Below are 13,247 nucleotides of genomic sequence, written 5' to 3' on the forward strand. Positions count from 1 at the left end.
CGTGAGTCTTGTGAAGGCCCCCGTCGCGCGACGAGACTGGCCGCACCGTACCGCGATCGACCACGCCATGACGGCGGGGCAGGAGGACTTCCGTGGAGTACAAGGACATCCCGACCCAGGCCGACGTCGAACGGATAGCCGGCTTCCGGCAACCCGGCTGCGTCAGCGTCTACCTGCCGACCGGGACGACCCCGGCCGAGGCCGACCGTGCCCGCATCGAGCTGAAGAACCACCTGGCGTCGGCCCAGCGGGCACTCGAGAAGCTCGAGGTGCCGCGGTCGCGCATGCAGAGCATCCAGGCCGAGGGGGAGCGGATCCTCGACGACCGCGACTTCTGGCGCTACCAGTCCCGATCGCTCGCGGTCTTCCTCGACGGCGAGCTGGCAGAGACTTTCCGCCTACCGAACCGGCTGACCACCGCGTGCGAGATCGCGGACCGCTTCTACGTGAAGCCGTTGCTGCGTGCGCTCACGTTCCCGCAGACCGCGCTCATCCTCGCCCTCGCAGGCAACTCGGTGCGCCTGCTGCGGATCACGCCCGACCAGTCGCCCGAGCGGATCGACGTGCCGGGGATGCCGACGGATGCGGCCTCGGCCGTCGGGCTTCCGTCGATCAGCGGACGGCAGGCCGACGGGCGCATCCAGGGCTCCGAAGGGCACAAGGTGCGGATGCTGGAGTACGTGCAGGCGATCGAGCGCGCCCTGCACCCGCTGCTCGCCAACTCGACCGAGCCGCTCATCCTCGCCGCCGCGGAGCCGCTGCTGGGCATCTTCAAGGGGGCGGGGGAGCATCCGCACCTCGTCTCCGAGGTGATCGGCGGCAATCCGGAGGACAAGACCGACGAAGAGCTCGCGGCGGCCGCGCGCGGCGTGCTCGACCGGCTGTACGCGAGCAAAGTCGCCGCGCTCCGCGAGACGTACGAGGCGCGCATCGCCGCCGGGACGGCTCTCGTCGATCTCAGCGACATCGCGCGCGCCGCGACCTTCGGCGCGGTCGAGTCGCTCGTCATCGACATCGACCGCCGCGTGCCGGGCACGGTCGACGATGAGACCGGCGTGATCACGTTCGGCGACGACGACACCCCGGGCGAGTACGGCGTGGTGGACGAGATCCTCCGCCGCGCGCTCGCTTCGAAGGCGAAGGTCTATGCGCTCCGGGCGGAGGACGTGCCGGGCGGCGGCGCGGCCGCTGCCGCGGTCCGCTTCCCGGTCTGACCGCGCTTCCGGTTCTCCTCCCTTTCCGACGCCGACGGAAACGGAGGTCATCGGGCCTGATCCCACCCGCATCCCCTCCGTTCCCGGCGAAAACACCGATCGACCGGGCATTTCTCCTCCGTTTCCGTCGGCGGCGGAAAGGAGGAGAAGGGAGACGACGCACCGGCGCGAGGAGGGAGACGGAGGCTTCCCGGACCGGGTTTCGCCCGCGTCCACCTCCGTTTCCGGCGGCGCGCGTCAGCGACGGGGGCGGACCGCCAGCACGAGGAACTCCTGCACCGCGGCCAGCCAGTCGTAGACCGCGCGCTGCATCGCCGACTCCTCGTCGTGGATGTCGCCCTCGTCGCCGTCCTCGTGGATGCCGAGCCGCGCCGCGAGGACCAGCCGGAGGTCGGTGATCGTCCGCAGCCACGCGCTCGCCTCGGCGTCGTCGAGCGCTACCTCGGTCCGTCTGCCGGCCGGCTCGCCGAGCGTCCGCGCCATCAGCCGCGCGTTGTGCTCCTTGCGGTCGGCGAGCCCCTCCGCGGTGAAGCGGCGGAACTCCGCTGACGACTCCGGGTCGTCCGGGTACGCGTCGGGCAGCAGGCGCCCGAGCGCGGGGTCCGTCTGCGGTCCGTCGGGGGTCGCGGCGGCACGCGCCAGCCCGGCCGCCTCGTCGGCGAGCGACAGCAGCAGCCGCGCTTCGTCCGTCGTGAAGGAGGCGACCACCCGACCGTCGCGCCGCCGCCGGTGGAACGGGATCACGCGTCCGCCTTCTGCAGCGTCGCCCACAGGCCGTACTCGTGCATGGCCTCCACGTGCCGTTCCATCTCCTCGCGGGTGCCCGTCGCGACGACCGCGCGGCCCTCCGTGTGCACCAGCATCATGCGCCGCTCGGCCTCTGCCTTGGGGAAGCCGAAGTAGGTCTGGAACACGTAGGTCACGTAGCTCATCAGGTTGACGGGGTCGTTCCAGACGATCGTCACCCACGGCGAGCCGAGTTCGAGAAGCTCATCCGTCTGCTCCCGCGTTCCGGTCTGCTCCAGCGTGCCGGCGTCCGTCATCCGGTCGCCTCCGCGATCGCGTCCGCCGCCCGCACCAGTGCCAGGTGGGTCAGCGCCTGCGGCGTGTTGCCCGCGTGGGAGCGCCCGTCGACGTCGTATTCCTCGGAGAGCATACCGACGTCGTTCGCCAGGCCGACCAGCCGGTCCATGAGCCGCGTCGCGTCCTGAACACGGCCGGAGCGGGCGTACTGCTCGACCAGCCAGAACGAGCAGGCCAGGAAGGGATGCTCCCCGGGCGGCAGCCCATCCACGCCGGATTCGGTGCGGTAGCGCAGCAGCAGGCCGTCGCGCACCAGATCCTCCTCGAGTGCTCGCACGGTGCCGAGCATCCGCGGGTCGTCCGCGTCGACATACCCGACCTGCGCCAGCTGCAGCAGCGAGGCGTCGACGGCGGTCGTGCCGTAGTGCTGCACGTAGGTGCCGCGGTGCGGATCCCAGCCGTTCGCCTCGATGTCGGCGCGGATGGCGTCGCGCTCGCGCTTCCAGCGCTCGACCGGGCCGTCGAGGCCGTACTCCTCGACGCCGCGGATGGCGCAGTCGAACGCCGCCCAGACGAGCGCGCGCGAGTGCGTGAACTGCTGCGGCTTGTCGCGGATCTCCCAGATACCGTGGTCCGGGTCGCGCCAGTGCTGCTCCAGGTAGCCCATCAGCGCGCGCTGTAGTGCCCACGAGAAGCGGGTCTCGGCGTTCCCCGCGCGGCGTCCGCGGTCGAGGCCGAGCATCACCTCGCCGATCACATCCGCCTGGAACTGAGTGGATGCGCCGTTGCCGATCCGCACGGGATGCGCGCCCTGGTATCCGGGCAGGCTGTCGATGATCCGCTCGGCGAGGTCGCGTTCCCCGGCGAGCCCGTACATGATCTGCACATCGCCCGGGTCGCCGGCGATCGCGCGGAGCAGCCAGTCGCGCCAGTGGTCGACGTAGTCGTTGTAGCCGTGATCGAGGAGCACGCCGATCGTGAGCGAGGCGTCCCGCAGCCACACGTAGCGGTAGTCCCAGTTGCGCTGACCGCCGAACGCCTCGGGGAGGGACGTCGTGGCCGCGGCGACGATGCCGCCGGTCTCCAGGTGCGAGAGCGCGCGGAGGAGGAGCAGCGACCGCACGACCTCGTCGCGGTACGGCCCATCGTGCGCACAGCCGCTTGCCCAGTCGGTCCACCACTCGCGGGTGTGCTGCAGCGCCTTCTCGACGTCGAGCGCGGGCGGGGCGTCGCGATGCGAGGGGAACCAGGTGAGCACGAGGTCGACGGTCTGGCCGGCGCGAACCGTGAACGACCCCTCATGCGAGTGGTTCGCCGCGTGCAGCTCGGAACCGCGCACGACGATCGCGTCAGGCCCGGCGACCGCGATGAGGGCGTGCGGCCGCTCGGACTTGTCCTGGCGGACCCAGGGGATGGCCGTCGCGTACCCGAACCGGATGCGCAGGTCCTGGCGCATCCGCACCGTGCCGCTGACACCGCGGACGCGGCGGATGATGTCGGCGCGGTGATCGCCCATCGGCATTACATCAACGACCTCGACCTCGCCGTCCGCGGTGCGCCACCGCGTGACGAGGATCATCGTGTCCTTCTCGTACTGACGCGTGCTGGTTGCCGAGGCGTCCTCCGGGGCGACGAGCCAGCGGCCGTGGTCCTCGGTGCCGAGGAGGGCGCCGAACATGGACTGCGAGTCGTAGCGGGGGAGGCACAGCCAGTCGATGCTTCCGTCTTTCCCGACAAGGGCCCCGGTGAAGCAGTCACTGATCAGGGCGTAATCCTCGATGGGGAGCGACATATTCCCAGTATGGACGTACTGTGAACGGCATGACGCAGTCCGTGGACACTCTTGTGATTCTCGGAGCATCCGGCGACCTCACGTCACGGCTCCTGCTCCCCGCCATCGGACAGTTGCTCACCGATCAGCCGGATCGCGCGTTCGCCCTGGTGGGTTCCAGCAGTGACGACCTCGACGACGACGCGTGGCGGAAGATCGTCACGACGTCGTTCGCGACGGTCGACGCGAAGGGGGATGCGGTGGAACGCCTGCTCGCCGGCACCCGCTATGTGAAGGGCGACGCCACAAGCGCGGACGACCTGAAGTCGCTTCTCGCGAGTGTGGACGGCGTCCCGGCGCTGTACTTCGCCCTTCCGCCGGCCGTGACGGCGAAGGCGTGCGACGCGCTCGGCATGTTCGACCTGCCCAAGGGTCTCACGCTGGCGCTCGAGAAGCCGTTCGGCACGGACCGCGAGAGCGCCATCCGCCTGAACGCGCAGCTCGCGAAGCTCGTCCCGGAGGACCAGATCCACCGCGTCGACCATTTCCTCGGGCGTTCCAGCGTGCTCAACATCCTCGGCGTGCGGTTCGCGAACAGCATCCTGGAGCCGCTCTGGGACGGTCTGCACATCGAGCGCGTCGACGTCGTCTACGACGAGACGCTGGCCCTGGAGGGACGCGCGCGCTACTACGACGGTGCCGGCGCCCTCATCGACATGATCCAGAGCCACCTGCTGCAGGTCATGGCGGTCCTGGCCATGGAGCCGCCGTCGACGCTGGGCGAGGCGGACCTGCGCGACGCCAAGCAGCTGGTGCTGCGTGCGACGAAGGTGTGGGGCGGCGACCCGGTCACAGCGAGCAGGCGCGCCCGCTACGCGGCGGGGGAGATCGACGGCAAGACCCTGCCGGCCTACGCCGACGAGAGCGGCGTCGACCCCAAGCGGGAGACGGAGACCCTGGCCGAGGTCACGCTGCAGGTGGACACGTGGCGGTGGAAGGGCGTGCCGTTCACCCTCCGGTCGGGTAAGGCCCTCGGCAGCCGCCGACGCGAGATGGTCATCACCTTCGTGCCGGCCCAGCACGTGCCGACCGGGCTGAAGGGCGCGACCGAGCCGGCCCAGCTGCGGCTGATGTTCGCCCCGGACTCGATGTCGCTCGACATCAACATCAACGGCACCGACAACCCGTACGAGCTGGAACGTGCCAGTCTGACCGCCGACTTCGGTCCCGGCGCGCTGCTGGCCTACGGCGAGGTGCTGGAGGGCATCCTCGACGGGGACCCGTCGCTGTCGGTGCGCGCGGATACGGCCGTGGAGTGCTGGCGGATCGTGGAGCCGGTGCTGACCGCGTGGCACGACGATCGCGTGCCGCTCGAGGAGTATCCGGCGGGGTCCGAGGGTCCGGAGGACTGGGCGCCGCTGGGTTGATCCGGGAGTGGGCTGAGCCGGGAGTGGGCGGATCCGGGAGTGGGCTGAGCCGGCCGGCTCAGGCCGCGGAGCGGTGCGAGACGACCGGGAACTCGCCGGTGACCGGCTTGCGGAGGTCCGTCCACTGCGTGATCGGCGCGGGCTCCCAGCCGAAGGCGGCGGGCTCGGCCTCCGGCGTCGCACCCTCCGCAGCTGCGGCTTCGACGACAGGTGCGGCGGGCGCGGTCTCGACGACCTCGGCCGTGACGACGACGGGCTCGTCGGCGACGGCCGCTGCCAGGTGCTGCGGCTCGGTCAGGCTCTCACCGGCCTCGAGACGACGACGGGCCTCTGCGATCGCGGCGGCGATGCCGACCGAGACCGACTGGGCGAGGATCGAGTGGAAGATGGTGTCGGTGTCGTCGTGAGCGCGGCGGACCACGGTCCACTCGCCCTTCTCGCCGATGAGCTCCGCCACCTTGGTGTGCACGAGCTCGAGGATCTGGGCGTCCGTCAGCTGCGGAACAGGAGCCGCCGGCACTGCCGCAGCGTGTCGCCTCCGACCAAACATCGCGCACCCCTTCCAGGTTCACCGTTGTATACAAGTGTCCTGGACACATGTGTTGCGACACGGCGCAACACGCCGGGGATTTCGGCGGAAATCAGCGGGTCAACGCCCTTTTCGCGAACCGAGGGGGGTGGATTCGCGCTCGGACGCCTCCTTCGACTCCTGCAGCACCGCTCCGATCGCCAGCGTCAGCGAGATCGCCGCGTTGATCCACATCAGCGGGATGCGCCAGTCGCGCGGTCCGCTCTTGGACGACTGGATGGTGGTCCACAGGCCGATCGCCGCACTGATCACGGCTCCGTTGAAGAGGTACTTGCGCATGCCGGTCCTTTCGGGGTCGTCCCGTAGCGTACGCTTCCAAAGTCGGGACCGGGAGGAGGAGGATGCGCACCGCGATCGTGGGCGCCGTGCTCCTCGTGCTCGGCGGAATCGCCGTGGCCACCGGGCTGCTGCCCGTCCCCGAGGCCGTCGAACTGTGGGACCGCGTGTGGCCCATCCTGCTGTTCGTCGTCGCCATCACGGTCGTGACGGAACTCGCGGCGGAAGCCGGCGTCTTCACCGTCCTCGCGCAGCAGACGGCGCGCTGGGGGCGGGGACGGGCCTGGGTGCTCTGGCTGCTGGTCGTCGTGGTCGCCGCGCTCAGCACGATCTTCCTGTCGCTCGACACCACCGCGGTGCTGCTCACGCCCGTGGTCATCGTCATGGCGCGGCACGCCGGGCTCAACCCGCTGCCGTTCGCGTTGACGACCGTGTGGATGGCGAACGCCGGATCCCTGCTGCTCCCGGTCTCCAACCTCACCAACCTGCTGGCCCAGCACGCCATGGGCGACCCCACCCCTGCGGCCTTCGCGGCCCTCATGCTGGCCCCCGCGCTGGTGGCGATGATCGTGCCGATGGTCGTCGTGTTCGTGATCGCGCGGAAGTCGCTGCTGGTCCGTTACGAGACGGGCGAGGAGGACGGCATCGAGGACCCGGTGCTGTTCTGGATCTCCGGCGCCGTGGTCGTCGCGCTCGTCCCGCTTCTCGTCTCGGGTCTGCCGGTGTGGCTGCCGACGAGCATCGCCGCTGTCGTCCTCGCGGTGGTGTTCCTGGTCCGGCGCCGCAGCGTGCTGCGGTTCGGCCTGGTGCCGTGGCAGCTGGTGCTGCTCGCCTCCGGCCTCTTCCTGTTCATCGAGGCGCTCCACGCGGCCGGCCTCGCCACGCTCATGGCGACGGTCTCGGGCACGGGGGAGTCGCCGCTGGCCCTGCTGCGCCTGTCGCTGACGGGGCTGGTCGGCGCGAACGCCATCGACAACCTGCCCGCGTACCTGGCGCTGGAGCCGGTGGCCGACACCCCTGCGCGGCTGGCGGCGCTGCTGATCGGCGTCAACGCCGGTCCGCTGATCACGCCGTGGGCGTCGCTCGCGACCCTGCTCTGGCACCAGCGGCTGACGTCGTTCGACGTGGAGATCCGCTGGAGCCGGTACATGCTCCTCGGCCTGATCGTTGCGCCGGTCACGGTCGTCCTCGCGACCCTGGCGCTCTCGCTGACCGTCTAGCCCCGGCCCCGACGGTCTGTGGGCCGCAACACGCCGTTATCGCCCGGCGATAACGGCGCGTCGCGCCCCACGGGTGCGGCTACTCGGCCGGCAGCAGCTGCGCGGCGCGCACGACCCGGCGTCGGGCGACGGCGATCAGCGCGAGGGCGAACCCGAATGCGGCCCACAGCAGGAGCCCGCCCAGGCCACGCCAGGCGTCCGCCGAGCCGTCGATCGCCCCCTGCAGCGCGGTGATGGCCGGCGCGGTCGGCAGCCAGGGGAGAGCGGCGTCGAAGAAACCGGGAGCGGTCGACACGATGCCCGAGGCGAGGGTCACCACGACGACCAGCATCGACAGGAACCGTCCGACACCGCCGAGGAGGGCGACCAGGCCGTGATTGACCGCGGCGAACGCGATGCCGGCGGCGGCGGCGAGTCCGGCGAAGCCGAACCAGTGGCCCGCGTCGACCGCGAGCGCCGGTGCCAGCACGGCCGCGACCAGCACGCCCTGCACGACGCCGAGTGCTGCGGCGGGGAGGAATCCGTCGAGCGCGATGCGTCCGGCCGCGCGCGAGGTCAGCAGCGCGCGGCGCGAGAGCGCCTGGAGCACGAGGAACGTGGCGAGCGCGCCGAGCCACAGCGCGACGGAGGCGAACAGCGGGATGCTCGCTGTGCCGAACGCGGTCTCGCCGGAGGCCTTCTGCGTGACCGGCTCGGCCGCGACCTTCGCGAGGCTGGTCCGCTCGCCGCTGTCGTAACTCGGGAGCTGCTTGACCGCCGTGTGCAGGCCCGAGGCGAGCGACGACGCGCCGGAGGCGGACTGGTCGGCGCCGGAGGCGAGGGCGGGGATGCCGTCGCTGAGCTGCTTCACCCCGGTCGCGAACTGCTGCGCACCGTCCGCCGACTGGGATGCGCCGCTCGCCAGCTGCTGCGCCCCGGACGCCGACTGCGATACGCCTCCGGTGTACTGCCCGAGCTGGCCGGCGAAGGTCTGCGTACCCGATGCGAGTCCGGCTCCATAGGCCTGCGCTGTGTTGAGGTCTTTCAGCTGAGCGGACAGCTGGGCGCACAGGGCCCCGACGGCGGGGTCGGCCGGCGGCGCGCAGTTGTGCGCGACGGCCGCGTTGATCCCGTTCGTGGCGGTGGTGAGACTGGAGGACATCGTGGCGGCCGTCCCCGCGAGCTGTTGTGCACCTCCGTCGACCGCCGCGCCGTTGGACGCGAGCGTGTTCAGTCCGTCGGCGAGCCCCGATGTTCCGTCGGACAGCTGGGAGATTCCGTCGGCGAGCGACGACGCGCCCGTCGAGAGCTGCGCTGCGCCGTCCGCGAGCTGGTGCGTGCCGCTCGCCAGCTGCGTCAGCCCGCCGGCGAGCTGGTCGGCGCCCGTCGCCGCTTTGCCGAGCTGCTCGCCGAGGGTGTTGAAGCCGACGTAGACGTTCTCGATGTACGTGGAGGTCAGCTGCTTGTTGAGCACGGAGGTCGCCGTCGTCGTGACCGCCTGGCTGATGGCCGGGTCGACCAGCTTCGAGTCGGGGCTGGTGCGGACGTCGATGGTGGCCTGCGTGGCGTCGGCCGCGGCTCCCGCCGTCGATGTCGCCGCCTTCGAGAAGTTCTCCGGGATGGTGACCACCGACACGTACTCGCCGCTGTCGATGCCCTTGTCGGCATCCTTCTTGTCCGTCAGCACCCAGGTGAAGTTGTCGTTCTTGGAGTCGAGGAGGCCGGCGGAGAGCTGACGCCCGAGCGGCACCGTCTGCCCGTTCACCGTGACGGGCTGGTCGAGGTTCACCACGGCCGCCTTGACGTCGTGCAGGCGCTCGGTCGGGTTCCACAGCGCCCAGACGAGCAGCCCGCCGATGGTGATGGGGACGAGCATGAGGCCGACGATCGTCAGCCAGGTGACGCGCTTGTCGGAGCGCATGCGCTCCAGCGAGAACAGCGAGCGCGGGCGGCGGAGGCGGGAGGAGGGGGTGGTCATCAGGCGTTCGTCTTCTCGAGGTGGGCGCCGTGCTCGGCGCGGTCGGGGTCGGTGAGGTCGGGAGCCGTGACGGCGCGCGGGCCGGGGCCGGCGGAGAGGTCGACCTCGGTCGGCTCGGCGCTCTCGGGCAGCAGATCGTCGAGGCCTGCGGGCTCGACGCAGCTGACGACGAGCGCGAACGGGCGCTCCTCGACCCGGGCACGGCTCAGCGCCGCGGTCAGTTCTGCCCGGATGCGGCGGCGTTCGATCGGGTCGGTGACGGAGTCGACGGCGTCGAGGGCCAGCAGCTGCGGGCGGCCGGCGAGCGCGTGGCGGAGGTCCTCCACCGGCGTCTCGGCCGCATCCAGCCGCACGATGGCGGTGCGCGAGCGGACGGCGGCGCCCCGGACGGGCAGCACCAGGCCCGCGACCTTGACGGTTCCGCCGTCGACCGGCGTGCGGCCGGTGATCGCCATGAGCAGTGCGACGGCTGCCGTCCGGTCGTCGCCGTGCACGACGAGCACCTCGCCGTCGGCGAGACGGAACGACACGTCGCCCACCAGGCGCCGCTTGCGCGTGCTGACCGTCAGCCCGTCCGCAGCGGCGACGAGGTTCTCCCCGCCCTCGGGCCAGTTCGCGAGCTCCAGCTCCTTCTGCAGGCCGTCACCCTCCACGTCGAACGAGGGGAGGATGCGGTCGAGCCAGCGCGGCATCCACCACGCCTTCTCGCCGAGCAGCTGCAGCACCGCCGGGACGAGCGTCATCCGGACGATGAACGCATCGACGAACACGCCGACGGCGAGGCCGAGCGCGATGGGTTTGATGGACGCGTCGCCCTCTGGGACGAAGGCGGCGAACACCGAGATCATGATGATCGCGGCCGCGGTGACGACCTTGGCGGAGCTGACGAACCCGCTCTGGATGGCGCGCCTGGCGTCGCCGCCGTGCACGTAGTCCTCGCGCATGCGGCTGACCAGGAACACCTCGTAGTCCATCGCGAGCCCGAAGAGCACGCCCATCAAGATGATCGGCATGAACGAGATGATCGGCCCGGTCTTGTCTACGTGCAGGAGGTCGGCCAGCCAGCCCCACTCGAACACGACCGTGACCGCTCCGAACGCGGCGCCGACCGAGAGCAGGTAGCCGAGTGCGGCCTTGATCGGGACCGCGATCGAGCGGAACACCATCGTCAGCAGGATGAGGGAGAGCCCGACCACGAGGATGCCGAAGGGCAGGAGCGCGCCGGCCAGCCGCGACGACACGTCGATCTGGGCGGCGGTGTTGCCGGTGACCTTGAGGTCGACGCCGTACTCGTCGAGGAAGTGCTGGTGCTTCGCGCGGATCTCGGCGACCAGGTCGGCGGTCTTCTGGTCGTTCGGCCCGGTGGTCGGGACGACCTGCACAATTCCGGTGTCGGCGGTCGCGTTCGGCGTGGCGAGCGGGACGGAGGCGACGCCGGGGAGGTCGGCGATCTCATCCCCGATCTTCGTCATCAGACCGACCGGGTCGGTGCTGGAGATGATCGAGCCGGTGACGATCAAGGGACCGTTGTAGCCGGGGCCGAAGTGGTCGGAGACGAGGTCGTAGGCGACGCGCGCCGGAGCGCCCTCGGGCTGCGAGCCGGCGTCCGGGAGGGCGAGCCGCAGCTGCAGGGCGGGCAGGGCGGCGATCCCCAGGGCGACGATGACGGCGACCACGGTGACGATCGGGAAGCGGATGACGGCACGCACCCAGCCGCGGAAGAACCCGGGCGGGATGTCGGCCTTCGCGGCGTGGGCGAACGACGGGGCGGACGCATCCACGGAGGCATCCACGGGTTCGGGGGAGTCCGCGGCGGAAGGAGCGGCCCGTGCCGTTTCGGCCTCCGTCGCGCCCTCGACCGCAGCCGCCGTCGCCCCGCGCTTCGCGGCGCGCGCCGCCTTCCGGCGACCCGGCGTGAGCCGCGCCCCGGCGAAGCCGAGCAGCGCGGGCGTCATGGTCAGTGCGACGAGCACGGCGACCGCCACGCCGACGGATGCCGCGATGCCCATGGTGGTGAGGAACGGGATGTTGGCGACGGCGAGGCCGGCCAAGGCGATGATGACCGTGATGCCGGCGAACAGCACGGCGGATCCGGCCGTCGCGACCGCGCGCGCGGCGGACTCCTCCGGCGGCACCCCCGACTTCAGCTGCGCCTGGTGCCGCGAGATGATGAAGAGCGAGTAGTCGATTCCGACGGCGAGGCCGAGCATCAGGGCGAGCATCGGCGTCGTCGACGAGATGGAGCCGAACAGCGTTGCGATGAAGATCAGGCACATCGAGATGGCGACGCCCAGGATCGCGGTGAGCACAGGCATCCCGGCCGCGAGGAACGAGCCGAACGTCAGGATGAGCACGACGAGCGCGATGAGCACGCCGACGAGTTCGATGACCGAGAGCGTCGGCAGGTTCTGCGAGAACAGCTGACCGCCGACGGCCGACTTCGAGCCGTCCGGCAGCTGCTTCGCGAGATCGGCCCCCGCATCCTTGACGGCCGTCTTGGTGGCGTCGGTGACCGTGGTCATCTGGCCCTTCAACTGGACCGTGATGATGGCCGCCGAGCGGTCGTCGGAGATCAGGTTCTTGACCTGAGTGGAGTAGGGCGAGCTGACGCCGGAGACACCATTGACGTCCTTCAGCTGGTCGACCGTGTCCTCGATCGGCTGCTTGATGTCGCCGTCGTCCACCGTCTGGCCGTCCGGCGCGACCACGACGATCTGGGCGGTGGTGCCGCTGACCTGCGGGAAGGTGCGGCTCAGCGTGTCGAGCGCCTCTTGCGACTCTGTGCCCGGAATGCTGAAGCTGTTGTCCGTGCCCTGATTGAAGAGGAGGGCGCCGCCGCCGAGGAGGGCCAGCAGGCCGATCCAGACGATGACGACGAGGGCGCGGGCGCGGTAGGCCCACCGGCCGACCGAATACAGGAGCGAGGACACGCGTTCTCCAGTGGATGAGTACCGAAAAGGGGTGAGGAGCGGTTCGATACACCTTTGTATCCGTACACGACCGTATCGGATACACTCCTGTATCGATAGCTCCTTCAGGAAGGTTTCAGCTTGGACAGCACGACTCTCAGCGAGGGCGTCGCCACCGGCGTTCCCGAGGACATCCCGGCCGAGTCGGCCCGGCGTCAGCGCACCCGCGCGCGCCTGCTCGACGCGGCCTTCGACGTGTTCGCGGAGCAGGGCGTCCGCGCCGCCAGCGTCGAGACGATCGCCGAGGCGGCCGGCTTCACCCGCGGCGCGTTCTACTCCAACTTCTCCAGCAAGGAGGAGCTGTTCTTCGCGCTGATGGAGCGCGAGAAGACCATGCGGCTCGAACAGCTGAACACCGGCGTCGCGCAGTTCCTGGCGCCGCTCGTCGGTGCCGGGGGAGCCCGGCTCTCCGACGAGGATGTGCTGCAGACCATCACGCACATCCTCGAGCTGCAGTCCGACGACCGGCGATGGTGGCTCGTGCAGGCCGAGTTCCAGCTCATGGCGCTCCGCGACCACGCCATCGCCGCCGACTACCTGCGCTATCACGACGAGTTCTTCGCCGACCTCACCGAGATCGTCGTCGAAGCGCTCGCGAGCGCGCGGCGCCGCTTCACGATCGCCCCGGAGGAGGCCGTCCGCGTGATCGCCGAGCTCTGCGCGAGCGGCGAGGCCCGCGCGGTGCTCGCCGGGGACGAGCGGACGTTCACCGAGCGGCTGTCGGAGTCGGTTCCCGCGATCCTGCTGGCGCTGACCGAGCGCGTTTGAGCGTTCGCCAAGCGTCGGCGACTACCCTCGATG

At 70.7% G+C, this 13,247-nt stretch carries 11 protein-coding genes; 4 read left to right on the forward strand and 7 right to left on the reverse strand.

Annotated elements, in window-relative coordinates; genetic code table 11:
• Positions 1–92: 92 nt before the first annotated feature.
• Positions 93–1,214, forward strand: a complete 1,122-nt coding sequence (locus tag AXZ95_RS08270) for a hypothetical protein (protein ID WP_018190562.1) — start codon at positions 93–95, stop codon at positions 1,212–1,214.
• A gap of 237 nt (positions 1,215–1,451) precedes the next feature.
• On the opposite strand, the gene AXZ95_RS08275 is transcribed toward AXZ95_RS08270, so the two are convergent.
• Genes AXZ95_RS08275 through AXZ95_RS08285 form a run of 3 tightly spaced genes read right to left on the reverse strand, consistent with a single transcriptional unit; the run spans position 1,452 to position 4,029 of the window.
• Positions 1,452–1,958 (reverse strand): DUF2017 family protein, encoded by a 507-nt coding sequence (locus AXZ95_RS08275; RefSeq protein WP_018190563.1) that lies wholly within the window; start codon positions 1,956–1,958, stop codon positions 1,452–1,454.
• Positions 1,955–2,257, reverse strand: coding sequence for an ATP-dependent Clp protease adapter ClpS (gene clpS / locus AXZ95_RS08280; protein ID WP_018190564.1), 303 nt, complete (start codon positions 2,255–2,257; stop codon positions 1,955–1,957). The genes AXZ95_RS08275 and clpS overlap by 4 nt, the downstream gene beginning before the upstream one ends.
• Entirely contained in the window at positions 2,254–4,029 is a 1,776-nt protein-coding gene (locus AXZ95_RS08285) for a glycoside hydrolase family 15 protein (protein WP_018190565.1), read from the reverse strand. The genes clpS and AXZ95_RS08285 overlap by 4 nt, the downstream gene beginning before the upstream one ends.
• Before the next feature lie 29 nt (positions 4,030–4,058).
• Between AXZ95_RS08285 and AXZ95_RS08290 the strand changes: the two genes are divergently transcribed.
• The gene (locus AXZ95_RS08290) at positions 4,059–5,435 is read left to right on the forward strand and encodes a glucose-6-phosphate dehydrogenase (RefSeq protein ID WP_196802423.1); all 1,377 of its coding nucleotides are present in this window, start codon (positions 4,059–4,061) and stop codon (positions 5,433–5,435) included.
• A gap of 58 nt (positions 5,436–5,493) precedes the next feature.
• Here the strand turns inward: AXZ95_RS08290 and AXZ95_RS08295 are convergent, their stop codons facing one another.
• Positions 5,494–5,955, reverse strand: coding sequence for a hypothetical protein (locus AXZ95_RS08295; RefSeq protein ID WP_018190567.1), 462 nt, complete (start codon positions 5,953–5,955; stop codon positions 5,494–5,496).
• A 129-nt stretch (positions 5,956–6,084) separates the two neighbouring features.
• Complete coding sequence (locus tag AXZ95_RS08300) at positions 6,085–6,303, reverse strand: hypothetical protein (protein WP_018190568.1); 219 nt, start codon at positions 6,301–6,303, stop codon at positions 6,085–6,087.
• Between the two features lie 62 nt (positions 6,304–6,365).
• Between AXZ95_RS08300 and AXZ95_RS08305 the strand changes: the two genes are divergently transcribed.
• Positions 6,366–7,520 carry an SLC13 family permease gene (locus AXZ95_RS08305; RefSeq protein WP_018190569.1) on the forward strand — a complete coding sequence of 385 codons (1,155 nt, stop codon included), beginning with the start codon at positions 6,366–6,368 and terminating at the stop codon, positions 7,518–7,520.
• 79 nt (positions 7,521–7,599) lie between these two features.
• Here the strand turns inward: AXZ95_RS08305 and AXZ95_RS08310 are convergent, their stop codons facing one another.
• Both AXZ95_RS08310 and AXZ95_RS08315 read right to left on the reverse strand, forming a co-directional pair.
• Complete coding sequence (locus AXZ95_RS08310) at positions 7,600–9,477, reverse strand: YhgE/Pip family protein (RefSeq protein ID WP_018190570.1); 1,878 nt, start codon at positions 9,475–9,477, stop codon at positions 7,600–7,602.
• Positions 9,477–12,407: an MMPL family transporter gene (locus AXZ95_RS08315; RefSeq protein WP_018190571.1), complete on the reverse strand. Its 2,931-nt coding sequence runs from the start codon at positions 12,405–12,407 to the stop codon at positions 9,477–9,479. The genes AXZ95_RS08310 and AXZ95_RS08315 overlap by 1 nt, the downstream gene beginning before the upstream one ends.
• 120 nt (positions 12,408–12,527) lie before the next feature.
• Between AXZ95_RS08315 and AXZ95_RS08320 the strand changes: the two genes are divergently transcribed.
• On the forward strand, positions 12,528–13,214 hold the full coding sequence (locus AXZ95_RS08320) for a TetR/AcrR family transcriptional regulator (RefSeq protein WP_018190572.1): 687 nt from the start codon (positions 12,528–12,530) through the stop codon (positions 13,212–13,214).
• Positions 13,215–13,247 lie beyond the last annotated feature (33 nt).

The organism is Leifsonia sp. 115AMFTsu3.1, from assembly GCF_004362795.1.
Classification (GTDB): domain Bacteria; phylum Actinomycetota; class Actinomycetes; order Actinomycetales; family Microbacteriaceae; genus Leifsonia.

What these genes read in the sequence shown, in the direction of transcription:
- clpS (WP_018190564.1), bottom strand. Translation starts at nt 2,257, where the DNA reads ATGACGGACGCCGGCACGCTGGAGCAGACCGGAACGCGGGAGCAGACG.
- AXZ95_RS08285 (WP_018190565.1), bottom strand. Translation starts at nt 4,029, where the DNA reads ATGTCGCTCCCCATCGAGGATTACGCCCTGATCAGTGACTGCTTCACC.
- AXZ95_RS08290 (WP_196802423.1), top strand. Translation starts at nt 4,059, where the DNA reads ATGACGCAGTCCGTGGACACTCTTGTGATTCTCGGAGCATCCGGCGAC.
- AXZ95_RS08300 (WP_018190568.1), bottom strand. Translation starts at nt 6,303, where the DNA reads ATGCGCAAGTACCTCTTCAACGGAGCCGTGATCAGTGCGGCGATCGGC.
- AXZ95_RS08305 (WP_018190569.1), top strand. Translation starts at nt 6,366, where the DNA reads ATGCGCACCGCGATCGTGGGCGCCGTGCTCCTCGTGCTCGGCGGAATC.
- AXZ95_RS08310 (WP_018190570.1), bottom strand. Translation starts at nt 9,477, where the DNA reads ATGACCACCCCCTCCTCCCGCCTCCGCCGCCCGCGCTCGCTGTTCTCG.